The 21,921-nt window shown below is 68.3% G+C and carries 23 protein-coding genes and 2 tRNA genes; 13 read left to right on the top strand and 12 right to left on the bottom strand.

Annotated elements, in window-relative coordinates:
* Nucleotides 1–59 precede the first annotated feature (59 nt).
* Nucleotides 60–422 carry a DUF3817 domain-containing protein gene (locus KBI5_RS09035; RefSeq protein ID WP_049761145.1) on the top strand — a complete coding sequence of 121 codons (363 nt, stop codon included), beginning with the start codon at nt 60–62 and terminating at the stop codon, nt 420–422.
* A gap of 46 nt (nt 423–468) precedes the next feature.
* Here KBI5_RS09035 and KBI5_RS09030 read toward each other — a convergent pair whose 3' ends face one another.
* The 3 genes from KBI5_RS09030 to KBI5_RS28375 form a co-directional block, all read right to left on the bottom strand.
* On the bottom strand, nt 469–1,059 hold the full coding sequence (locus KBI5_RS09030; RefSeq protein WP_085014992.1) for a hypothetical protein: 591 nt from the start codon (nt 1,057–1,059) through the stop codon (nt 469–471).
* A 1,673-nt stretch (nt 1,060–2,732) separates the two neighbouring features.
* Nucleotides 2,733–2,821: transfer RNA gene (locus tag KBI5_RS09020), tRNA-Ser, on the bottom strand.
* A 105-nt stretch (nt 2,822–2,926) separates the two neighbouring features.
* Nucleotides 2,927–3,055, bottom strand: coding sequence for a hypothetical protein (locus tag KBI5_RS28375; protein WP_277870093.1), 129 nt, complete (start codon nt 3,053–3,055; stop codon nt 2,927–2,929).
* Between the two features lie 325 nt (nt 3,056–3,380).
* Between KBI5_RS28375 and KBI5_RS09015 the strand changes: the two genes are divergently transcribed.
* From KBI5_RS09015 to KBI5_RS08995, 5 genes are read left to right on the top strand one after another with little or no spacing between them, the layout of a single operon-like run.
* A complete protein-coding gene (locus KBI5_RS09015) occupies nt 3,381–4,889 on the top strand; it encodes an ATP-binding protein (RefSeq protein ID WP_085014988.1) in 1,509 nt (502 codons plus the stop codon).
* Between the two features lie 3 nt (nt 4,890–4,892).
* Entirely contained in the window at nt 4,893–5,303 is a 411-nt protein-coding gene (locus tag KBI5_RS09010) for a roadblock/LC7 domain-containing protein (protein ID WP_023840687.1), read from the top strand.
* Nucleotides 5,300–5,674: a DUF742 domain-containing protein gene (locus tag KBI5_RS09005; protein WP_085014987.1), complete on the top strand. Its 375-nt coding sequence runs from the start codon at nt 5,300–5,302 to the stop codon at nt 5,672–5,674. Before KBI5_RS09010 ends, KBI5_RS09005 begins: the two co-directional genes overlap by 4 nt.
* The gene (locus KBI5_RS09000) at nt 5,655–6,299 is read left to right on the top strand and encodes an ATP/GTP-binding protein (protein WP_085014986.1); all 645 of its coding nucleotides are present in this window, start codon (nt 5,655–5,657) and stop codon (nt 6,297–6,299) included. The genes KBI5_RS09005 and KBI5_RS09000 overlap by 20 nt, the downstream gene beginning before the upstream one ends.
* Before the next feature lie 2 nt (nt 6,300–6,301).
* The gene (locus KBI5_RS08995) at nt 6,302–7,756 is read left to right on the top strand and encodes a cytochrome P450 (protein ID WP_011438688.1); all 1,455 of its coding nucleotides are present in this window, start codon (nt 6,302–6,304) and stop codon (nt 7,754–7,756) included.
* An 81-nt stretch (nt 7,757–7,837) separates the two neighbouring features.
* Here KBI5_RS08995 and KBI5_RS08990 read toward each other — a convergent pair whose 3' ends face one another.
* From KBI5_RS08990 to KBI5_RS08980, 3 genes are all read right to left on the bottom strand, one after another.
* Nucleotides 7,838–8,794 (bottom strand): terpene synthase family protein, encoded by a 957-nt coding sequence (locus tag KBI5_RS08990; protein ID WP_241882768.1) that lies wholly within the window; start codon nt 8,792–8,794, stop codon nt 7,838–7,840.
* 322 nt (nt 8,795–9,116) lie between these two features.
* On the bottom strand, nt 9,117–9,542 hold the full coding sequence (locus KBI5_RS08985; RefSeq protein ID WP_085014984.1) for a type II toxin-antitoxin system VapC family toxin: 426 nt from the start codon (nt 9,540–9,542) through the stop codon (nt 9,117–9,119).
* Nucleotides 9,539–9,772 carry a type II toxin-antitoxin system Phd/YefM family antitoxin gene (locus tag KBI5_RS08980; protein WP_011438691.1) on the bottom strand — a complete coding sequence of 78 codons (234 nt, stop codon included), beginning with the start codon at nt 9,770–9,772 and terminating at the stop codon, nt 9,539–9,541. The genes KBI5_RS08985 and KBI5_RS08980 overlap by 4 nt, the downstream gene beginning before the upstream one ends.
* 298 nt (nt 9,773–10,070) lie before the next feature.
* Here KBI5_RS08980 and KBI5_RS08975 point away from each other — a divergent pair, with 298 nt between their 5' ends.
* From KBI5_RS08975 to KBI5_RS08960, 4 genes are all read left to right on the top strand, one after another.
* A complete protein-coding gene (locus KBI5_RS08975) occupies nt 10,071–10,280 on the top strand; it encodes a negative regulator of replication initiation SeqA (protein ID WP_023840683.1) in 210 nt (69 codons plus the stop codon).
* A gap of 487 nt (nt 10,281–10,767) precedes the next feature.
* On the top strand, nt 10,768–10,899 hold the full coding sequence (locus tag KBI5_RS28370; RefSeq protein ID WP_255353866.1) for a hypothetical protein: 132 nt from the start codon (nt 10,768–10,770) through the stop codon (nt 10,897–10,899).
* A 174-nt stretch (nt 10,900–11,073) separates the two neighbouring features.
* Nucleotides 11,074–11,146 (top strand) — tRNA-Lys (locus KBI5_RS08965).
* Between the two features lie 397 nt (nt 11,147–11,543).
* Nucleotides 11,544–11,990 (top strand): hypothetical protein, encoded by a 447-nt coding sequence (locus KBI5_RS08960; RefSeq protein ID WP_023840681.1) that lies wholly within the window; start codon nt 11,544–11,546, stop codon nt 11,988–11,990.
* 120 nt (nt 11,991–12,110) lie between these two features.
* On the opposite strand, the gene KBI5_RS08955 is transcribed toward KBI5_RS08960, so the two are convergent.
* The 4 genes from KBI5_RS08955 to KBI5_RS08935 all read right to left on the bottom strand — a co-directional run bounded on the left by KBI5_RS08955 (nt 12,111) and on the right by KBI5_RS08935 (nt 16,382).
* On the bottom strand, nt 12,111–12,911 hold the full coding sequence (locus KBI5_RS08955) for a hypothetical protein (protein WP_085014983.1): 801 nt from the start codon (nt 12,909–12,911) through the stop codon (nt 12,111–12,113).
* Nucleotides 12,908–14,014, bottom strand: a complete 1,107-nt coding sequence (locus tag KBI5_RS08950) for an ABC transporter ATP-binding protein (RefSeq protein WP_011438695.1) — start codon at nt 14,012–14,014, stop codon at nt 12,908–12,910. The genes KBI5_RS08955 and KBI5_RS08950 overlap by 4 nt, the downstream gene beginning before the upstream one ends.
* A gap of 443 nt (nt 14,015–14,457) precedes the next feature.
* Entirely contained in the window at nt 14,458–15,324 is an 867-nt protein-coding gene (locus tag KBI5_RS08940) for an LLM class F420-dependent oxidoreductase (RefSeq protein WP_085014982.1), read from the bottom strand.
* Between the two features lie 167 nt (nt 15,325–15,491).
* On the bottom strand, nt 15,492–16,382 hold the full coding sequence (locus KBI5_RS08935) for a class II glutamine amidotransferase (protein WP_085014981.1): 891 nt from the start codon (nt 16,380–16,382) through the stop codon (nt 15,492–15,494).
* Between the two features lie 758 nt (nt 16,383–17,140).
* On the opposite strand from KBI5_RS08935, the gene KBI5_RS08930 reads away from it, so the two are divergent.
* Complete coding sequence (locus KBI5_RS08930; protein ID WP_085014980.1) at nt 17,141–18,484, top strand: glycosyltransferase family 4 protein; 1,344 nt, start codon at nt 17,141–17,143, stop codon at nt 18,482–18,484.
* 37 nt (nt 18,485–18,521) lie between these two features.
* On the opposite strand, the gene KBI5_RS08925 is transcribed toward KBI5_RS08930, so the two are convergent.
* Entirely contained in the window at nt 18,522–19,520 is a 999-nt protein-coding gene (locus KBI5_RS08925; protein ID WP_232234820.1) for a PIG-L family deacetylase, read from the bottom strand.
* A 294-nt stretch (nt 19,521–19,814) separates the two neighbouring features.
* On the opposite strand from KBI5_RS08925, the gene KBI5_RS28695 reads away from it, so the two are divergent.
* Complete coding sequence (locus KBI5_RS28695; protein ID WP_347272486.1) at nt 19,815–20,516, top strand: winged helix-turn-helix domain-containing protein; 702 nt, start codon at nt 19,815–19,817, stop codon at nt 20,514–20,516.
* Here KBI5_RS28695 and KBI5_RS25835 read toward each other — a convergent pair.
* Nucleotides 20,403–21,326: a hypothetical protein gene (locus tag KBI5_RS25835; protein WP_133056990.1), complete on the bottom strand. Its 924-nt coding sequence runs from the start codon at nt 21,324–21,326 to the stop codon at nt 20,403–20,405. The genes KBI5_RS28695 and KBI5_RS25835 overlap by 114 nt on opposite strands.
* Nucleotides 21,327–21,538: 212 nt before the next feature.
* Between KBI5_RS25835 and KBI5_RS08910 the strand changes: the two genes are divergently transcribed.
* On the top strand, nt 21,539–21,921 hold a 383-nt coding region (locus tag KBI5_RS08910; RefSeq protein WP_241882766.1), incomplete at its 3' end, for a DUF6444 domain-containing protein.

The following is a 21,921-nucleotide window of genomic DNA, read 5'->3' as shown; positions in this document are numbered from 1 at the left end:
TGACGGCATTGCCCGACCCCACCCGTACGGCCACCACAGGACGTGCCTCCGCGACAGCGATTCGCGCGTCCCTGCTGCGGTACCGGGCCATCGCCTACATCGTCGGCGTAGGGCTAATCGTGCTGGTGTGCATCGGTATGCCGGTGAAGTACATCGGCGGCAGCGACACGATCGTCGCGGCCGTCGGCCCGATCCACGGTGTGCTGTACATGGTGTACCTTGCCGCTTCCTTCGATCTGGCGAATCGTTGCCGGCTGTCCTCGACCCGGACAATCCTGATCATGCTTGCCGGCACCATCCCGTTCCTGTCGTTCTTCGCCGAGCGGCGGGTCACGTTCCTTGTGCGGGAGAGCCAGCTGTCCGCCGCCGCGGCTCCGGTCGGCCCGGCCACCGGRCCCACGAAGTCCGCGAAGCCCGCGTAGCACGCGCAGTCCACGCAGCACGCGCAGAGCGCCGGGAGACGTCGCCTCAGGACACGTCCGAGTCGACTCCGGCCAGGCGGAGCGCCGCCGGTGCGGGTCGGCGGAGACGGGCGGGCACGGCGATCGTCAGGACCTCACCGGCGGTGAGCCGCCGGAGCCGGGCCAACCGGGAGGGCGGAGCGAGTATCTCCGCGGACAGCACCTGGTCAGCCTCGGTACCGAAGGCAAACAGGCGCCCGTCCGACCAGGTGATCAGTTCGTCGGCCGTACTGGCGGGTCGCACGAGGACCAGCTGGGCGCGCCGCGGGTCCCAGACGATCGTCACCGTCCGCGTGGTGGACCGGAGCAACRCCCACTTGCCGCCGCTGCGGTAGGCGGCCRCCAGCATCCGGGCCGTCTCGTTTCCCTCGGGACGGCGAGGTGGACGATCCGCGATCACCACGAGCCCCGCGTCGTCGACCGCGATCGGCGGAGTCGGGTCCGCCCGCAGGTCCGCGGCGGTCACCGCCCCGAATGCTCTGTCGAGGTGGACACCGCGTGCGGCGGGCAGCCCAAACGACGATGAGGCCAGCATGGCGGTCAGGGACGCCCGCCGGACCTCCGCCCCGTCCAGCCGGACCAATCCGCAGACCGTCATCCGTTCCTCCGTCCTCAGCCCGCGATCCGCGATCCGCGATCCGATGACGCACGGCACGGACGGACTCCCGGCCGGATGATCGACACGGTGCGGCGGCGTTCACGGGTACTCCAGCGCTGGAACGTAGCAGTTTCTCGCCCGCCTCACCGGTCCGTTGCACGGAATCGCCGAGTGGTTCCGACCTTCGGTGCCGGGCCTCACCGTCATGATCCGGGCTCGGCCGGGACGGCGGCTCGAAAACACCTCGGCCGCCTACCGGCCGCCGATCGCCCGTGACCAAGACGTCCGGCGGAAACCGGCCGCATGCGGAGGAAGACCGCGGTCACGGGGGAGGACGGACTTAGGCCACGTTGGCGCCCGACGGCTCACGCTCCCGCTTGACCCGACGAGTCGCGATCACCGGATGAGCCGGGCAATCAACCAGATGCTCATCGAAGCCCTGCACCGTCGGCCAGGACTGGTGGCAGGACCCGCAATGGGTCGTGGCCGGATCGGTCCACCGCTCTTCGCAGCCGGCACAACTGGCCGTGACCGGGATATGCGCTGTCTTGTCGGGCTGCCGGCGACGAGAGACCTGGATCGGCAACGCCTGCTGGATGGCTTGTTCATCTGGGGAACGGAGTGTGACGGAAACCGCGCGTGGACGCCGAGGTGGGGTGATGGCGGCCGGGATCGCGCGAGGGGATGTCGACCGACGGGGAGGCACCCGGCCATCCTGTCGCAGACCTGCACAAGCGTCACGCAACCGGCTGTCGAGTGTTCAGGGTGATTGTCCTGCGGCAACGCTTCCGGAGCTCGCGAACCAGAGCGTTCCGCCCGGACGGGTCGTCATCGGCGAAGGCCGACCGCCGGCAGGAACCCGCGCCGGAAACAACCGTGCCGGGCCGAGCGACACCTGGAACATCGCCGGACAGGCAAAAAATAACTACTGACACACAGTAATATCACTAGACTGGCTATGGTCGAACGCAGGACGGACGCCATCGCCAGGGCCGGCGGTGAGGGGATCCCGGGCGTGAGTGCCGGCGCACTGCTGCGAGGGTGGCGGGAGCGACGCCGGATCAGTCAGCTCGGACTGGCGTTGCGAGCCGACAGTTCCGCCTGACGCATCAGTTTCATCGAGACCGGCCGCTCCATTCCGAGTCGCCCGATGGTGCTGCGCGGGCCACGTGCCCGTCGGTGCGGAACCGGATGAGCAGTTCCTGCCTGTCGCCGAGGCCGATGGTGCAGGATCCGTACATCGGATCGGAGTCGACCAGGCCCAGTCCCGCGAAGCAGGCCCAGTCCCGCTCAGAAGGGTTCGGCCTGCGGGCGACTGCGGCCCCCGCGCGACGAGCTTCTCCTGGAGAGAGATTCCCGCTCCTACACGCCCACCCACAAAGTGCGCTTCGTGAGGCGGCTGAAGCGTGGAGGGTCAGTCACGGTTCACGGTCTCCACACCGTCGCTCACCCTCCACATTTCCCGCCGGGCCCGCATCCGCCGGGCCCGCTCGACAGCCATTACAGGGACGCTATATGTCCACCTGCTGCGCTCAGCGAGGCAGAAGGCAGCGGGGACGGTGGCTGTGATCCCCGGTCACGTCCCAGCGTGCCCATTTCGTGCCCACAAGGATCTTCAGGTGTTCCAGGCTGATCGTCGCCAGCTGTCTCCGKCGACAAAAAGCCTGGCAAAGCGGAGGGCGTGGGATTCGAACCCACGACGAGGATCACTCCCCGTAGCGGTTTTCAAGACCGCCGCCATCGGCCACTAGGCGAGCCCTCCCAGCCTGCGACTTTAACCTTATCGTAACATTTTTCCTCCGGCTCGATACAGGCACGGTACAGAAACGCCGAAGGACGCCCGGTAGGCGCCCTCACGCCTCCCATTCTAGCCGTCCGCCCGCCGTRCGGCAGCGAGCCGACGCACCGCATCCTGCTCCCCTCCGTCGAGCAACCGCGCATACGTCCGCCAGATCACGGCAGGGCTGTTACCCGCCCGCTCCGCAGCCTGCTGCACGCTGACCCCGTCCATCAGCCAGCCCGAGATGCAGCTGTGACACAGGGAACTGTCTTACCTCATGCTGTCAGACAGGGTGGCCGGCTACTCAAGGTCACTGATAGCGGCGCGGTGCGATCTCGCCGAAGCCCTGGATATAACGTCAGACCTATCCGGAGAGACATCAGAACCGCGAACACTGAGCAAGGTAGCCGCGTGCCCAGTCAGAACATCGCCGTCGGGCCCTCGTCGGCGCGCGAGTCTCTCCGCGGGCCGCGCCCGTGACTGTTCTCCCCGTCCCCGTCGGTCACCGACACACGCCCACAATCAGACCAAGGTTCTGCGAATGAAGCGCAAGCGACCGTCACCTCGTGGCTCGGAAGGCGACTTCTCCGTCGTCTACAGTGCTCTGGTAGCGGCAGCCCTGACCGCACTCTGTACAGTGGCCGCCATCCTTCTCGTCGCCCCGCACGCCCGGCGCGCTGTTGCCGTGTGCGGCCTCGTCGCGGCGGTCACGGTCGGCCTGGCCTGCGCCGAGATCCGCCRCCGCGGGCACGAGATCGTCCATCTGCGCCGTCGGCAGGCCGCCACCGAGCAGGAACTCATGCACCGCCTGGAGATACAGGAGGCCGAGACCAGCCGCCTCGCCGTCGAGGTGCTGCCCGCCGCGATCAGTCGGCTGCACCGCGGCGACTCGGTCGAGGAGGCGCTGTCCGGCTCGAGCCAGTCGCCCGCCCTCGGCGCCGCGTTCATCAAGGCGCACGACGACGTGGTCCGCTCGGTCCTCGAAGCGGTCAAGGCGGAAGAGGACCTGCGCGACTCCTCGCAGCGCGCGTTCGTCAACGTCGCCCGTCGCGTCCAGGCCATCGTGCACCAGCAGTTCCAGGATCTGCGCGAGATGGAGGAGCGGCACGGCGGGAACCCCGATGTCTTCGACGACCTGCTCCGCCTCGACCACGGCACCGCGCTGATCGGCCGGCTCGCCGACTCRCTCGCCGTGCTCGGCGGATCCCGCCCCGGCCGGCAGTGGCAGCATCYGGTGCCGCTGTTCAACGTGCTGCGCGGCGCGATGTCCCGGATCATCGGCTACCAACGCGTCGAACTGCACTCGGTGGTCGAGGTCGCCATCTCAGGACCCACCGTCGAACCGCTCATCCACGCGCTCGCCGAGCTGCTGGACAACGCCACCCGGTACTCGCCGCCGCAGACCCGCGTGCACATGACCGCGGTCGAGGTGCAGTCCGGGATCGCGGTCGAGATCGAAGACGGCGGCGTCGGCCTCGGCGAGGAGGCCCGGCTGCGCGCCGAGCGGGTGCTCGCCGAGGTCAAGTCGGGCCTCGACCTCGCTGACCTCGGCGGGAACCCGCGCCTCGGCCTGTCCGTGGTCGGTCGGCTCGCGCAGACCCACCGCTTTCAGGTCTCGCTGCGGCCCTCGGCGTACGGCGGCGTGCGCGCCGTGCTGATCATCCCACGTGACCTGGCCACCGCCGTGCCGCTGTCCGCGGCCAGCCCGGGCGCCGCGGTCCGGCCGAACCCGAACACGCCGATGCCCGCCATCGCCCTGGAGTCGGAGGAGCCGCAGCGCATAAAGATCAACAACAACGGCCTGCCGCAGCGCAGGCGCGGCGTCACCGCCCCGCTCAACGGGAGCGGCAGCCAGCGGAGCCTGACCGCGCCGCGCGGGCCGCAGTCCGCCGCCCCGCCCCCGCCCGTGTCGAGTAACGCATCCGCTCCCGCCGCCCCGCCCCCGCCGCCCGGGCTGTGGCTTGCCGCGTTCCAGAACGCGGTCTCCGGCGAAAGCACGAGCACCCAGCACGCTTTGACTGACGATGCGTCGAGTAAGGAAAGCGAGTAGCCGATGGACCACCTGCGGCCCAGCATGGACTGGATGCTCAAGGACCTTGCGGAGAGCGTGCCAGGCACCCGGCATATCATCGTCCTGACCGCGGACGGCCTGCGCATGGCCCAGTACAACACGGATGTGGACACCGCCGACCGCCTCGCGGCCGCGTGCGCCGGACTGCAGAGCCTGTCCGCCGCCGTCGGCGCCGAGTTCCCGCAGGGGGACAAGCGGATGCGGCTCGTGGTGATCGAGGTGGGCGGGGGATTCTTCTACCTCATGGCGGCCGGCGCGCGCGCATACCTCGCGGTGCTGGCCGACGAAGGGGTGGACGCGGGGTTGATGGGACAGCAGATGCGCAACCTGGTCGCACGTATCGGTGAGCATCTCACCAGTCCGCCGCGGATGGAGGAGAGGACGGCCGGGTGACCCCGTCCCCGATCAACGACGCGTCCTGCGCCTGGGAGCAGGGCGGTCCCGAGCGCCTGTACGTCCTCACCGGCGGGCGCGGCGCCTCGGGCCGCCGGGCCGACATCGACCTGGTCACCCTCGTGGTGGCGCGGGCCGCGGGCCGGCCCGAGATGYAGCCGGAACACGCGTCCATCCTGCGCATGTGTTACTGGCCCCTGTCCATGGCGGAGATCTCGGCCTACCTCAAGCTGCCGTTCAGCGTGGTCGCCATCCTGGTCTCCGACCTGCTCAGGGACTCGCTCGTCGAGGTGCGCGCCTCGGTGCGCATGGAAGGAATCGGCGATCCTGAACTGCTCAAGGCGGTGATGAATGGACTCCAGAGGCTCTGAGTTGGCCGTCGGACCGGCGCGCGAGGACGCGCTGCCCGCCTCGGCCGCCACCGCGGTCAAGATTGTCGTGGTCGGCGGGTTCGGCGTCGGCAAGACGACCCTGGTCGGCTCCGTCAGCGAGATCAGACCGCTGACGACCGAGGAGACGATGACCGAGGTCAGCATCGGGGTAGACGACGTCCGCGGGGTCGAGCAGAAGGATGCGACCACCGTGGCCATGGACTTCGGCCGGATCACCATCAACGAGCAACTGGTGCTCTACCTGTTCGRCACGCCCGGACAGCAGCGCTTCTGGTTTCTGTGGACAGGCCTGTTCGAGGGAGCCCTTGGCGCGGTCGTGCTGGTCGACACCCGGCGGCTCGAGGCCAGCTTCGACGTCATCGGGCGGCTCGAGGACGGCGGCGTGCCGTTCATCGTGGCCGTCAACGTCTTCCCGGACGCCCCGAACCACCCGCTGGACGAGGTCCGTGCCGCGTTGGATCTGCCGGCCGCCGTGCCGATCGTCGCGTGCGACGCGCGCAGCCGGGCCTCGAGCCGGGACACCCTGCTGGCCCTCATGCGCTACCTGTACTGGCTGTCCACCCAACCCGCGGCCCCGGTGGCCGCCTCGGCCGCCACGGAGTAAGTGTGTCAACACCCATTCCCGAAGCAGGCGCGGAATCAGGCGCTGCGATCCCGCCGCCGGGGTGTCCGGCGCACGCGGCCTTCGCGCAGGATGCCGTACGGACCGCGCTCTACGGCCCGGAAGCGCAGCACGATCCCGGCGCGGTCTACGAGAAGCTCCGCGCGGAACACGGCGGGATCGCCCCGGTGGAACTCGAGGGTGGCGTCCCGGCCTGGCTGGTGCTCGGCTACCGGGAGAACATGGAGGTCGCTCGCACCCCGAGCCGGTTCACCCGGGACGCCCGGCTCTGGCGGGACTGGAACGAGGGCAGGATCGCCGCGGACGACCCGCTGCTCCCGCTCATCGGATGGCGTCCCGACGTCGTGTCCTACGATGGCGAGGAACATGCGCGGCTGCGCGCCGCGGTCAACGAGTGCCTGACCAGGTTCGACCGGCACGGCACCCGGCGGCACGTCCAGCGCTACGCGAACCAGCTGATCGACGGCTTTGTCGAGGACGGCCGCGCGGACCTGGTGACCCAGTTCGCCGTTTACCTTCCGATGCTCGTGCTGAGCCGGCTGGTCGGCCTGAGCGAGGGGTACGGCCGGAAACTGGTCGAGGCCATCGTCGGCATGGTCAGCGGCGGCGAGGATGCATACGCGCACAACCAGTACATCATCGGCACCCTGCGGTCGCTGACCGAGGAGCGGCGCAGGGCCCCCGCGCACGACCTGGCGTCCTGGTTCGTTCAGCACCCCTCGGGGCTGAACGACGAGGAGGTACTCAACCACCTGCGCCTCGTGATCGTGCTGGGCTACGAGGCCACGGCGAACCTGGTCTCGAACACGCTGCGGATGGTGCTGACCGACCCCCGCTTCCGCGCGTCGCTCGCTGGCGGGCTCATGACGCTGCCGGACGCGGTCGAGCAGATGCTGTGGGACGATCCGCCGCTACTGGTCTGCCCGGCGCGGTTCGCCACGCACGACATGCATTTCGCCGACAAGGAGATCCGCGAGGGCGACATGCTGCTGCTCGGCATCGCGGCAGGCAACGCGGATCCGGAGATCCGTCCGGATCTCGGCGCGCCGATGCACGGCAACCGCTCGCACCTGGCGTTCAGCCGGGGCCCGCACGAGTGCTCGGGACAGGAGATCGCCCGCGCCATCACCGACACCGGCGTCGACGTGCTGCTCAACCGGCTACCCGACCTRCACCTCACGGTGCCGGAGGAGCAGCTGACCTGGACCGCCTCGACCTGGTCCCGGCACCTTGACGCGCTCCCGGTCAAGTTCGCCCCGCAGTGCCGCCCCGTMCCGCAGTCTGCGCCAGCCGCCCCGGCGTTCTCCGCCCCGGTGGTCGAGCCGAGCGCCGCGAAGGACGCGCTGGCGGCGGTGGCCGAGGCCGACGCACAGGCCAGAGCGGACACCCGCCGCGGCTTCTGGGCTTCGCTGGGCGGCATGTTCCGCGGTCGACGCTAAGGGTTCACGGTCGGCTGACGTACCGCCGAGTGGCGCCCGGGAATCGCTCCCGGGCGCCGCTCTTTTGTTTCCGACACGCCGTCAGACCGCCTGCGGCGAGGTCAGCATGCGAGAGATCTCCTCGCGCGGCGGATCCGTGTCCATCAACAGTTCGTTGACCGCCGCCCACGCCTGGTAACCCCAGTTCCAGTCGTCGACGATCCTCGCACCCATCCGGGCCTGGGCGCGTTCTGTGTCGGTGAAATGCAGCACGTCGAAGGCCGTGTCAAGGCGCTGCTTTGTGGTGTGTATCGACTGGTCGAGCGTCCGCATCTCCTGCTCGCAACGGGCTCTTGCCTCCTGCCAATCGCAGCCGTCCTGGTCTCGGATGATCGAGATCAGATTGCGCGGGTCGTCGCGCTTCGCGTCGCGGACCGAGGAGTAGACGTCGTTGCAGTACACGATGATGTCGCTGGCTAACCTGCGCAGCAGTCGCAGCTGGGTACAGTGGTGGATGTGCGGCGCCAGATAGGTGAAATTCATCTTCTCGCCGAACACCAGGCACAGCGGCACCGCGCCGTTTCCCAGGCGTAGTTCCAAGTACTCTTCGACCGTCGTGTCCATCCGCCGGTCCCGCATCGCCGCGTAAGTGGCCTGCGTGTTGAAGTACCATTCCCAGTGCTCGCTGACCCGAGCCACCCACTGGTCCGGCGAGCTGACGATCTGCCGCGCCCACAGGTCATGGAAGATCATCCCCATGAGGGACTTCGCGGGTCTCCCGTAGAGAATCCCGGTGAGCTCCGCGCTGATGACGTTGATGCGGCTGATGTCCGCCGCAAGGTCGTCGGTGAAGTCGTCGTAGATCCGGAAGAAGGCGTGGATGTCGTAAGCGAGTTCCAGCTCCGGCAGCGGGGCCAGAGGGTACACCCAGGCCGAAAGCGTGGCGTACCTCTCGGMCCGGGGCGTGCAGACCTGGAAGCGGGTGAGCCATTCGACGGTGTGCGCCAGGGCTTCGGCAGCGTTCTCGTTCGGCTGCCAGGAGCGCRCAGCTTCGTGCACTGTGAGGATCTGCTCGCCATTCATCGCGTCTCGGCCTGTCTCCTGGCAAAGATGGTGATCATGGATCGCGAGCATCTGGCAGTTTCGGACACTTCTGCGCCTCCAGGTCAGGGGAACCACGTCCTATCAGATCCAGGTACCACGATGATCCCAGAAGTGCGAAGTATCATGTCGCGGATTCGGGCCGTTATGGAGGGCACCTCGGTCGTGGTCCRTTGGAGGGTCCTCAGGTGGTGCCGTTGCGACCGATCACGCTGCCGAAGACATGAGTGTGCCCGATCCTACCGCCAGAGGTTCTGTGCCGCCCAGCTTCGGGACCTGCTTACAGCTGGGAGGTCCAAGGGTTGACGAGTGGGACGTCCATGGCGGCGAAGTCGGCCTCGTTGCGGGTGACGAGCGTGAGGCTGTGCACCTGGGCCGTGGCGGCGATGAGCGCATCGTGGGCTGGGCGCCGGTCGGGCACGTGAAGTCGCGCCGCCGAGCCGGCGACGATCTGATCGACGTCGAGCAGCCGGCCTGCGTATGCCGGGAGCACGTTCTGATCGAGCCATGAGTCCAGGACGGCCGCCTGGCGGGCATCGCGCCATCGCTTGTTCTCAATGCCARCCCGCAGCTCTAGCAGGGTGATGACGGAGAGGAAGGTATCCGATGGTGACAGGCTCGCGGCCCAGCCGTTGAAGCGGTCATCGCGGCGTTTCGCGGGCTTACGGAGCTCGGAGATGACGTTGGTGTCGAGTAGGAAGCTCACAGGTCGACCTCGCGCAGCGAGTCCCGCGGCCGTAGGGGCTCGAAGTCGATCTCCTCCTCCAGAACGAACGCGTCTCCCAGGCTGCCCGCGGTTCCGGTGAGCCGCTGGTAGTCGGCGAACGACAGCAGGACGTGTGACGGCCGACCGTGATCCGTGATGATCACCGGACCGCTGGCGGCGGCCCGCTTGACCGCGCTCACGTCACGGTTGAACTCTCGCGATGAGACCATGGTCACCACGACCACCCCCCTGGTAGGTACGTACCTACAATATGCGCCGAACGTCGTTCGCGCGGCCAACCGCTGAAGCCAGCTCGCGCCCTTCGATGTGGCCAGGGTCGCGTGGCCAGGGTCGCGTGGCCGGGCGACCGGCTTGCTCACCAGACCTGGTGACCATCCAGGATGAACCCTCGTCGCCGGCAAGGTCGGCCTGAGCAGTCGTCCCTTGAATTTCTCACTCCAGATATCACAGACTTCAAGTGGTACCGTATTTGAAGGCTGGAGCCAGGCATGGCCCCTGGAGTCAGGCATGGTCCCGCGGATCGAGATCGACGACGAGGTCTTCAAGTGCCTGCAGGATCAGACTGCGCCCTTCGTCGACACCCCGAATGATGTCCTGCGTCGCGTCTTGGGGCTCTCCGCTCCAGCGGTGGCCAAAGAGCCGGGCGCGGCCCGTCCGCCTGGCAATCTCGCGAAGCTTGTGAACGCCGGGCTCGTGAAGCCCGGGGGGACGGACTGACGCATGTCCGCAAGTGAAGCGGCGCGACCTACCAGGGGCTCCGACGCGGTGCATCCGTCGCCGTCCACCTGGACGACATCGACTTCACCAACGCAACTCTCACCCTCCGCTGGCAGTTCGTCCAGATCGGCTACGCCACCCAACTCGCCAAGCCGAAATCCGACGCCGGGGACCGTGTCATCTCCCTCGGCCCCGACACCCTCGCCGTCCTGAAAGCCTGCCGCACCCGCCAACACGCCAACCGGCTCGCCGCCGGAACCACCCGGCCGAACAACGGCCTCGCGTTCACCCACCCCGACGGCACTCCCATCCACCCCGAACACCTCACCAACCGCTTCCACACCCTCATCCAGGAAGCCGACCTACCCCCATCACCATCCGCGGCCTCCGCCACGGCGCCGCCACCCTCGCCCTCGCCGCCACCCTCGCCCTCGCCGCCGGCGCCGACCTCAAAGCAGTCCAAGAACTCCTCGGCCACTCCACGATCATGATCACCACCGACACCTACACCCACATCCTCCCCGACCTCGCCGCCGAGATCGCCCGCAACACCGCCCGCCTCATCCCCCGCACCCGCAGCCCCCAGGAGTACCCCCGACACACCACCACGATCGACTAACCCGGCACCGCCCGTCCGCCCCATCGGGGCGGACGGGCAGCCACGAGCCACGAGCCACGAGCCACCACAACCCGCCCACCCCACCAGCCGACGCCCCATCCACACCCCCACAAACCGCACCGACACCCCGACCACCACCCCGAGGACACACAGTTCGGTATCATGACTCTCGCAGGGCCGTTAGCTCAATTGGCAGAGCAGCCGGCTTTTAACCGGCGAGTTCAGGGTTCGAGTCCCTGACGGCCCACACTGGTGGATTTTTCGTACATTTCTGAAGAGCTTATCAGACTCACATTGTCGAGCTTTTGAAGCTCCGGTAATTCGTGGATCCTGTACCAGCTCGATCTCTGGATGTATCCATTCAGGGTACAGGTTCCAGCACCCCTGAATGGATACCTGCCCGTCAGAGTCACGGAGGCGGCCCGGTGGTTCTCGTGGTCGTTCCCGGCGTGCGCGCGCACGCCTGTCGTGGTCGTTCCCGGCGCGAGGCGGCAGGTCGGTGTGACCCGACACCGCCGGGGCATCCCGTCAGGGTGAGCAGACACACCCGCCGGGGTCGAACCGACAGCAGTCAAACCGACGGCAGTCGGGCTGACGGCAGTCGGGCTGACGGCAGTCGGGCTGACGGCAGTCGAACTGACCGGATGAGCGGGAATCGTCCGGCCGGGGGCCGCCGAGAGGACGACCGCACGCAGCCCGACCTCGACGACACGACCGCTGACGCGGTTGGCAAGCTCAGCGAGGCGCTGGAGTGGGTTGAACGGGCCCGCGGGGCGCTCTACGAATTCCATCAACTCTCCGGACGGGCCGATCTGATCCTCGCGGAGGCGATTAGCGGTCTGGAAGACGCCGGCCACCCCCAGCTGGCCGCCTATGTGCGCCGGGAGCTGCACGGACGCAACGTCCTCGACGGGCGGTGGACCTTCCAGATCATCGAGGAGTACGACGACATCTACTACCGCCCCTTCGTTGCCGTGGACGAACAGGTCCGGCTGCGGCTCACCGGTGGGAGGCGCCACGTCCACGAGGCTCGCATGAAGGCTCAGGAGCGGGCCCGCGCCGGTCGGGACCTGTGGGGCCCGGGCGCCTGACCTACGGTCCACCGAGCGTCCACATCAGGACGACCGGTGGACCGCGGCTCCGGGCCTGAAGGCAACCTGCCGGTGAGTTCAGGCATTCCGATGATCACAGATAGTCAGATGATCACGGCTTCAGAGCTCACGCCGACGGAGATCGCACCGCCGGCGGGCYCAGGCGTCCCGACGCTTGGCCAGGACGAGCCCGATGGCGAACAGGCCGAGGCAGATCGCGGCGAAGTACACCAGGGAGCCCCAGGGGCCGAAGGGCATCCCCTTCACCACGGGCGGCCCGTCGGAATGCTCCACCTGCCCGGCGACGATGAAGTTGTCGCCGTTGACAAACGGCAGCCAGTGCTGGATGTGGCGACCGACCCGGGGGATCGCCGGCAACAGGCTCTCCGCCAGGAACAGGTAGACGAGCATGATCACGATCGCGCCCGCCGACTGCCGGATGATCAGACCCAGAGCCAAGGCAAAGATCGCCGCGAACAGGTAGACCAGACCGACACCGAAGACGTTGCGGTACTCCTGCGCCGTGTCCAGGGCCAGGGGGGCATCCGGCCTGATCAGCTTGGCGACGCCCCAGGAAGCGAAGGCGGTGAGCTCGCCGACGGTCCCCGCGAGCAGGGCGACGACGACGGYCTTCGCGAGCAGTGCCGGCGTCCGGGTGGGCACCGCGAGGAACGTGGACCGGATCGTGCTGAAGCGGTACTCGGTGGTGACCGCCAGCGCGGCCATCACCATCATCACCACGAGGCCGAAGTTGTAGGCGAACTGGGTGACGTTCGGGGTGAGGTCGGCGAGGTCGTTATCGCTGGTCGCCGCCGCGAAGATCGAGGTCAGCCCCACGGTGAGCGCGGTCGCCAGGATCATGCACCACCACGGTGAGCGGGTCGAGAACAGCTTGATCCGCTCGACGGTGAGCAGTGTCATCGTCCAGTCCCTCCTCGTGCCGCCTCGGCCGAGGCCGACGAACCGCCCCCGACACCCACGCCACCGGCATCCACGCCACCGTCAACCGACTGGCGGGGTGTCCCGGCCAGTGGACCGGCGGCAGTTCCCGCCGGCACGGGCCCCGGCGGAGCACCTGTCGCCGACCGGCTGTCGCCAGGCCCCGGCGTCCCGGCGTGGTACTCCACCTCGCCGCCGGTCAGTTGGATGAACGCCTGCTCCAACGAGCCGCGCTGCGCCGCCAGCTCGTGCAGGACGAGCCCGATCCGACCGGCCAGCTCGCCGACCTGCTCGGTGCTGCTGTTCGACACGAGGAACGCCGCCGGACCACCGTCGCCGGCGGCGACGTCTCGAACCGCGAGGCCCTGACCGGTCAGCACGCCACGCAGCCGCTCCATCTCCGGCCCGCGGACCCGGACCGCCGACTCGGACGCCATGTCGATGAACGCATGGGTACTGGTCTGGGCGATCAGCCGCCCGCGACCGATGACGACGAGCTCCTGGGCGGTCAGCGCCATCTCGGACAGCAGATGACTAGAGACGAAGATCGTCCGCCCCTCGTCCGCAAGTCGATGCATGAACTGACGAATCCAGAGGATTCCTTCCGGGTCCAGCCCATTCACGGGCTCGTCGAAGAGAAGGACCTGCGGGTCACCCAGCAGGGCCGTCGCGATCCCGAGACGCTGTGCCATCCCGAGCGAGAAGCCACCCGCCCGCTTGCCGGCGACCGAGGTGAGCCCGACGATCTCCAGGACCTCGTCGACCCGCTTCCCGGGAATTCGGTTCGCCGCGGCCATCCACCGCAGGTGCGAGCGGGCGGAGCGGTTGGGATGCACCCATTTCGCTTCCAGCAGCGCTCCGACCTGGCGGAGTGGTTCCTTCAGCTCGGCATATCGCTTACCGTCGATACGGACCTGGCCTGCGCTCGGATTGTCGAGCCCCAGGATCATCCGCATTGTAGTGGACTTTCCCGCACCATTCGGCCCCAGGAAACCGGTCACCTTGCCTGGCTGCACCGTGAAGGACAGGTCGTTGACGGCGACCGTACGTCCGTACCGCTTGGTGAGCCCTTGCGCCTCGATCATTCCCCTCCTTTCCGTGGAACATCACTATGTCGGGATGACGGACCGGACCCGGGCTGCTGCCCGCTCGGTAGGACCCGCCGACGGCAGGACCCGCCGACGGCAGGTAGGTAGGTAGGTAGGTAGGTAGGTAGTTGCACCGACCGGCCGCGCCTCCCCCGGTTGGCATCATCGTCGCGGAGTACCCACCATCGAGCCAGCCGCTATCGGCCAGCGGAGTGTCATCCTGCCGACAGGAAACAGGCCGTGAACCCGCAGCAGATTTTCCAGCACCGCGCCGAAATGCACGGTGACGTCACGCTCACCGTCGGTCCAGGCCCGCGGCTTGCCCGAGGCGACGTTCAGTATGCTAACCGATCGCCCAGGGCGGACCGTCGGCGATGGACCGGCTACCAGCCGAGGTGGYACCCGCTCGGCTCGCCGGCGGATCAGCCGGATCAGCCGGATCAGCCGACGATGACCGGCGCCAGCCGGGCCCACTGCTCGCGCGGGAGCCGGGTGGGAGTGGAGGTCAGCACCTGGATGGCCACGTGATCGGCACCGGCCTCATGGTGCTCGGCGACCCTGGCTAGCACGGAGTCCACATCGCCCCAGGCCACCACGGCATCGACGAGGCGCTGCGAGCCGGCACCCGTCAGATCGTCCTCGGTGAAGCCGAGACGGCGCAGGTTGTTCACGTAGTTCGGCAGCTTCAGGTAGAACGCGAGGGTGTCGTGCGCGACCGCCCGGGCCTGAGCCGGATCGGTGTCGAGGATGACCATCTGCTCGGGCGCGAGTAGTGCGTCCGGGCCAAGCAGCTCCCGGGCGCGCCGGGTGTGCTCGGGGGTGGTGAGGTAGGGCAGGGCACCCGCGGTGCGCTGCGCGGCGATCCCCAGCACGCGGGGACCGAGAGCGGCCAGCGCCCGGCCGGCCCGCGGGACGCCCAGCTCGTCGAGGGTGTCGAGATAGTCGACGAGGACGTCAACGGGACGCTCGTAGCGACGGTCGATCCTCTTCTCTACCAGCTCCTTGTGGCCGGYACCGAGCCCGAGCAGGATCCGGTCGGGGTGCGCCTTCGCCAGCATGGCGTAATGATCGGCGACRACGTCCGCCGGTTCGGTCCAGATGTTGAGGATGCTGGTACCGACCACCAACCGATCCGTGTTGTCCAGGATCGCGGCCGCGAGCTCAAGATCGCCACTGGCCGCGYCGATCCATACCGTCGGGACGCCGAGGGCCTCCACCTCGGCCGCGATCTCCGCCCGGGCCGGGACATCCTTCGGCCACTGCCGCTCGGTTGCCCACAACCCGATCCTGCCGACCTCTGCTACCACGACGAGCCCCTTCCGCGCAGGGAACTGCCACTGTCCGTGCCATTACCCCATCACGTCTGCTACCCCGTACGCACGCCCGGCATGTCGGCCGGTTCGTTGAATCTGTGGATCGGTAGTTCAGTGGATGGGCGGATCAGGGGATACAGGGGATTCAGGAACCGGAATGATCACGCGGACAGAGGGAGGTCGGGCACCGCGGTGGTCTGCGACACGGCGGCCTGCGGCCGCAGCTCGTCGAGGGACAGCTGGTGAACCGGCGGCCCGTCCAACACGATCCGAGAGGTCACGGTGAGATCGGCGGCCACATGCAGCAGCTCCCCGCTCTCCATCAACCGCCACCGAGGGTCCTCGTCCATCCGCTCGCTCTCGACCACGACCGCGGGCTTGGTGAGCAGGTCGAGAGAGCGGACCCGGATCTCGCTGAACGGACTCGCGTGATCAAGGTGGCGTTCGTTGCGCCCACCCGGGCCACGCCGAAGGACGTACAGGCCATCGGTGTCCGGATACCGCAGAGCCCAGAGGTCCCGCTCCGTGATGAGAATCATGTTGATGGAGTACAGCGGCAGGTTCTCGGCGGCCCAACGAGCGGCGGATGCGATTCCCTCGCCGACGTCCCCGTCACAGGCGTCGATCTCGCGGGTGACGAGGGCGAAGAAGCGTTCCRAGTCGGTGTCACCGAGGACCGGGAGACCGCCCGTGCCGAGCTCGGCGTCCAGCTTGTCCAGCCCCTCGATCACGCCGTTGTGCGCGAAGATCCGCCCGTTTCGAACGAACGGATGGGTGTTGTCCTCGCAGGCCCGGCCGGTGGAGGCGTGCCGGACATGCGCGACGAACGTCGAGGAGGTGACGTGCTGCGGCTCCTGGGCGAATGCCGTGTCGGCCCGGTTCCGAATGGCCTGTTTGACCACCCACGCGGTGCCATCGGCGTCGAATCCGCCGAGACCAGCCCCCTCCGGGGTCCGCAACGTCGCCGCCCGGGGACTGTCCGGCGCATCCAACAGCCAGAAAGTCGCCTGCACCCTCGTCGGCCCGCTGCTCATCGCGAACAGATGACACATCTACGCCCTCCCTCGCCGATCTCAACGGCTCCGGTACTGTGCCGGCCAGGACGCTACTGGTTCCCGCGTCCCAGACGCGGGTCCACCGAGCGGTGGCCGGGTCGATTCCCCGAAGCGAAAGGGGCAACGTTACCCCCGCCCCGGCGCCCGCGACATGCCGACGAATCTGCACGCGAATCCGCTTTCGTCAACCCGTCAAGGGCCTGCTGGCGCATCGGTCCCGCCGTGAGGGCTGCCGTGAGGGCTGCCGTGAGGGCTGCCGAGCAGAGGTCGCACGACACCCGGACCCCGTCCGGGCACTGGCCGGGTGCCCGCCGGGACGCTGCATGGTGCCGACGGGCAAGGCGGTGTTCCCCGCGCCCCGCCGGCCCCGCCGTGATCAACCTTCCGAGTCGTCACCCGACAACCGCCTGGGACCACTAACGGTGACACATCCGGATCGAAGCGACCATTGCATCCCGTTTTTTCCGTAAATTTGCATCACATCACGTGATCAGAAGGGCTGTCAGACCGCACGATGATCAACCCTTACCTGACCGTCGGATCCTGCTCGGGCGACAACCGCAACCGTGTCCGGCCACCCGTACGACCGCCGCCCCGGGCACCGACCGGGATGCCCGTACCAATTCGTTACCTTAAGTTTCCCTCGATCCCCCCGGAACCGCGGGACCATGAAGACGTCACTCCCCCTCCCTGGAGTAACGTATTTACGCTATTAGTCTTACTCTCCCGTTACGGCACGGCAGAATCGGGGACACGTGGCGGAGTCATTGGGATCTTTCCAGGCGCTGTGCATTCTCTTCTTCTGCGAGCAGTACCCGCCCGTCGTCTGGGACGGCGCGGGCACCTACACCGCGGCGCTGGCCACGGCACTCGCGAAGCTCGGCCACGACGTCCACGTCCTGTGCGCCCAAGGGCGTCATGTCGTCGACTCGGTGGAGGACGGGGTGCACGTCCACCGGCGCCCGTTACTACGGGTGCCGGTCAGCCGCGGGCTGGGAAAGCTCGGCGCCCAACTCCGGGGACCCCTGTACCCGCGTGACTCGCTGGCGCTGCGGGCCAGCCTCCCGCTGTCCTATAGCTTGTGGATGCGTCAACTCGGACTCAGACCAGACGTGATCGAGACCCAGGACGGGGAAACCCGCGGCCTGATCCAGGCCATACGTCGCTCCACGCCGCTCGCCATCCACCTCCACTGCCCGACCATGCTCACGGTCAGGCTTTCCGGCCAGYCGGTCGGGTTGAAGGGCCTGGTCGCCGACCGGCTGGACCGGACATCGGCGAGCCTGGCCGCCGTGGTCACCTCACCGTCGCAGCTGCTCGTCGACACGCTGCGGGAGCAAGGCTGGTTGGGTGACCGTGAGGTGGAGGTGATTCCCAATCCGTTCGACGCCGAGCCGTGGCTCGACATACCCGACGTCGCCGACACCACGCCGACAGTCGCCGTCGTGGGTCGACTCGAGGCCTACAAGGGCGTGGACGTGCTGCTCGACGCGTCGGCCCGCCTTCGTGGCGCGGGGGTGGCGCACCGGCTGGTGCTCGCGGGACGCTCGGCGGGTGAGATCAACGGGGTGCCCTCGGGCGAGTGGCTGGCCCGCCGGGCCCGCCAGCTTGAGCTGGACGTCGAGTTCACCGGGCACCTGTCCGGTTCTCAGATCCGCGACGTCTACCGGCGGGCCCGTGTCGTCGCCGTGCCGAGCCGCTTCGAGAGCTTCTCGATCGCGGCCGTCGAGGCGATGGCGGCCGGCCGGCCGGTGGTGACCACGACCCGGGCCGGAGTCGCGCCCTTCGTCGAGCGGTGGGAGGCCGGATCCTCGGTACCGGCCGGCGATCCGGTGGCGCTGGCGGATGCGCTGGCGCCGTTCCTGCTTGACCCCGCGCGGGCGAGCGCGTTCGGGGCACGGGGGCGCCTCGGCGTGGTCGAGATCGAGCCCTCGGCCATCGCTCGCCGCAAGGTCGAGGCGTACCAGCGCGGCATCGCCCACTTCGACACCCGCAACCGGCAGCAACACCCCCGGCCGAGCCACGCGGCCGCCRATTTATACCCCGACCTGTCCCGGGAACGGCGCCGCCACCGGCACTGGCCCGCAGCCCGGCCCTGAGGTGGCACCCGGCCCTGAGGTGGCGCTCGCAGGCTGACTACCGGCTGCCCCGTACCTGGTGACCGGCCCGCCACGGCCGCTCGAAGTCGAGGTGCCGCAGCGCCCCCGCGGCGACGTAGACCTCGTACGGACTCCCCAGGGTCGCGAGCAGGGAGCCGGTCACCGGGGTGGCGGCGTCGGACGCCGCGTCGTCCTCCCCCACCTGGGTGGCGTGCTCCGCGAGGGCCCTGCGCTGCCGCGCCCGGAAACCGCGGGCGTCCACGAGCAGCGGGCGGCGTTCCCGCAACCGGCGGACCGGCTGGACGAACAGACGCTCAGCCGACCAGCCCGCCGTCCCGTAACCCAAGGTCCAGGGCCAGTGCGTCCAGAACCAGACGGTGTATTCGAGCACCTGGCCGCGATAACCGGTGGTGGCGACCGCTCGGCGCACCGCCTCGTTGGTCGCGTCGTGGTCCGGGTGCCCCTCGCACGAGGTCGGCGCCAAGATCTGCTCGGGCGCGAGGGTCTCGATGAGCTCGGTGAGCCGCGCGGCGATGGCGTCGATCCGGTCGGAGAGCTCGGCGTCGGGGAAACCAAGAAAGCGCACGTCGGACTCGTCAACGTCCAGCAGGGTGCAGGCCCGGCGAGTCTCCGCCTTGCGCACCTCGATCAACTCCGCTGGCGGGAGCGTCACCGGCTCCGCGCGGGAGCCGTCGCTGACAATCACCACCGTGACCGGGGTGCCGGCGGCCCGCTTACGCATGATGGCCACCGCGCAGCCCAGCGTCTCGTCGTCGGGGTGTGGTGCGACGACGAGACACGACCTCGTCGTCATGGACGAGGTGATGTCGATGCCTCGCCGGGTCCAGGCCCGGCGCCACAGCGACCGCGCCGGCACCATCACCCGGTCGCGCACCGTCTCCGGATCACCCGGGATCACCCGCCGGACCACCTTCGCCACGTTCATCCCGTCGACCTCCCGTATGGCGGCGAACACCGGCCAGCGGACGCGATCCGAGATCGACGCCGTGGCCGCGCTCACTGTAGCGACCGCCACCGACATTCCGCCCTCGGGYGGTGTTCCCGCAGGTCCTCGCCATGTTCGTTCACGAGACGCCGATGGGCGCAGGGCAGTTCTTCGCCGGGTTCGGCCCCAGCAGACATGGCGAAAAGACCTGGTCAGACCCCGTCTGACACACGTCTCCCAGAGTGGAGCGGGCGACGGGAATCGAACCCGCGTTGCAAGCTTGGGAAGTTGATCGATGGCTCCTGTGACGTCCCCCGTCCCCATGACGATCGGGTCTGGCGTGGCCTCGGCTACCCCTGGACAGCACCACGCGATGGCCCGTAGATGGCCCACCCCCGTCGCCGCCAGACCTCGAAGCGGCGCGCGGGGCGCGGACCGCCGATGATCCTCGCTGGCGCCTCTACGCGTCGGTACTCACCCCCAAGGAGGCGAGCGATGGTTGGCTCTCGGTCCCTGACCAACGTCAGGGAAGATGGCGGGGTGGACGTGACGACGGACCCCGAGGCGGAATGGTGGACGACCTCCGACGTCGCCGCGTACCTCGATGTTCGGGTGAGCACGGTGACCGCGTACCGGCGTCGCAGTCAGATGCCTGAGCCGGACCGGACAATCGGACGAACCCCCGTTTGGCGCCCCAAACGGATCATCGAGTGGCACGAGTCCCGACCCCGGCCGGGCGCGGGTGGCCGGCCGGGGTCGCGTGGACACGTCGAAGACCTTGGACGGGACCTACGAGAGGCGATCGCGAGCGGCCGCCGCGCGGCGGGGGACAAGCTACCGTCCGAGCGTGAACTTGCCGCTGAGTCCGGCGCGGGGCGGACGGCTGTTCGTTCGATGCTGGCCAGGCTTGCCGCCGATGGGCTGATCGAGGCCCAGCACGGGCGGGGGTACTTCGTCAGCCCGACCGCACCGTCAGGAGTCGAGACGGTCCCGGAGTCGACGCACGGCGCTGGTGTCGACACCGGCGAGTCGTCCGGCGACGGATCGAACGACGTCGAGGGTGCGGGGGGAGCCGACGCCCTGTAGTGCGTCGAGTGCCTGCATTCCGGTACGCGCGGCTTCGCTTGGGTCGGACAGTAGCTGGGCTTCTGCAAGGTAAGCTTTATGCAGCGCGAAGTCCCGCGGATACTCGGTTTGAAGCCCCGGAAGAATTGGTTCTAGCAGGGCGATAGAACGCTTCGGGTCGCCAACCATCGTCCATGACCTCGCGGTTTCGCCTAGCTGAGCGGGATCGACCATCCAGTATGCCCATTCGGGTGCGTCCTCTTTCCGTGCACGCTCATACAACGTCGAGGCACGACTTAGGGTTTTCTCGAATGATTTCCGATCGCCAGCTCCGGCATATGCCCGCGCCTGCCATCCGGCAAGCATCGATTGAACAGTGAGGCTTGCACGATTCCTTAGCCCCTGCTGCGCACTATCCAAGATTATGATTGCCTGATCATTCTGTCCGGCAAGGCTCGCATCGAATGCGAGCATGCACAGAATGTAGGCCATGAATTCGCTGTCACCTGTGCTCTCTGCCGCGTGTAGGGCAATCAAGTGCYACCGCTGCGCTTCCGCGTGCTTTCCTGCGTCCATCGCGCCCCACCCGGCAAGTTGGGCAAGCTCGGCGAATATCTGGTAAAGATCACGCTCGTAGTGATGCCCGTAGCGCCCCTGGATCAGGAGGTCAGCAGCCCACGCCGCCTCCCGTGCCGCCCACTGCTCCACAGGCGAACCGCCCTCCACATCGTCGATATGGCGTAGTTCATCGAGTAGCCGCCGGAGAGCCTTAAGGGTCGAAGGGGCGGAGCCGTCCGGCCCCGCTGCTAGTTCGATCTCCTCTTCACGCATGCGGGCAACCAGCCATAGATGTGCATGCTGGCTCAGTGCAGGGCCACGAAGGGGAAGCATGCGTCGGCTGTCGGTTGGACGTAAACATTCAGCTTCATTGTTGATGTTGCTGTGAGTGGTTGGCGCTCGTTCCGGGTCCGACTGTTGGCTGATRTGTGGCGCATCGGATCTGGTGCGTGTGGTGACGTGGTGGGGTGCCGCCGCCGGAGGAGATGCCGATCGWGGGGCTGATCGCCCTCGTCCGCGCGCAGGCGGAGTTGATCGCCGAGTTGCGGGCGAYGGTGGCGACACAGGYCAGGGAGATCGCGAAGCTGACGRCGAAGGTCGCTGACCTGGAGCGGAAGGTGTCGCGGAACTCGCGGAACTCGTCGTTGTCGCCGTCCACGGACGACGCGATCCCGGGGCGGAAGCCGCCCGGGCCGGCGGGTGGGACGCCCGGGGCTGCGGGCGGTGGCGGGGTGGGGAAGAAGAAGCGTGGTAAGCAGCCGGGCGCGGACGGGTTGACGCTGGCCTGGCGGGAGGACCCGGATCGGGTCGAGGCGCATTTTCCGGCCGGGGCGTGTGACTGCGGGGCGGCGCTGGCCGGGGCGAGGCC

Source organism: Frankia sp. KB5 (genome assembly GCF_002099325.1).
Classification (GTDB): Bacteria; Actinomycetota; Actinomycetes; order Frankiales; family Frankiaceae; genus Frankia; species Frankia casuarinae.
Note: the sequence above shows the minus strand (reverse complement) of the source record. Positions and strands in the feature narration are given on the sequence as shown.

Coding starts and splice junctions, on each gene's coding strand:
- KBI5_RS09010 (WP_023840687.1), top strand. CDS start 4,893: ATGGACCACCTGCGGCCCAGCATGGACTGGATGCTCAAGGACCTTGCG.
- KBI5_RS08980 (WP_011438691.1), bottom strand. CDS start 9,772: ATGGTCTCATCGCGAGAGTTCAACCGTGACGTGAGCGCGGTCAAGCGG.
- KBI5_RS08975 (WP_023840683.1), top strand. CDS start 10,071: ATGGTCCCGCGGATCGAGATCGACGACGAGGTCTTCAAGTGCCTGCAG.
- KBI5_RS28370 (WP_255353866.1), top strand. CDS start 10,768: ATGATCACCACCGACACCTACACCCACATCCTCCCCGACCTCGCCGCC.
- KBI5_RS08960 (WP_023840681.1), top strand. CDS start 11,544: ATGAGCGGGAATCGTCCGGCCGGGGGCCGCCGAGAGGACGACCGCACG.
- KBI5_RS08950 (WP_011438695.1), bottom strand. CDS start 14,014: ATGATCGAGGCGCAAGGGCTCACCAAGCGGTACGGACGTACGGTCGCC.
- KBI5_RS28695 (WP_347272486.1), top strand. CDS start 19,815: ATGGCCCACCCCCGTCGCCGCCAGACCTCGAAGCGGCGCGCGGGGCGC.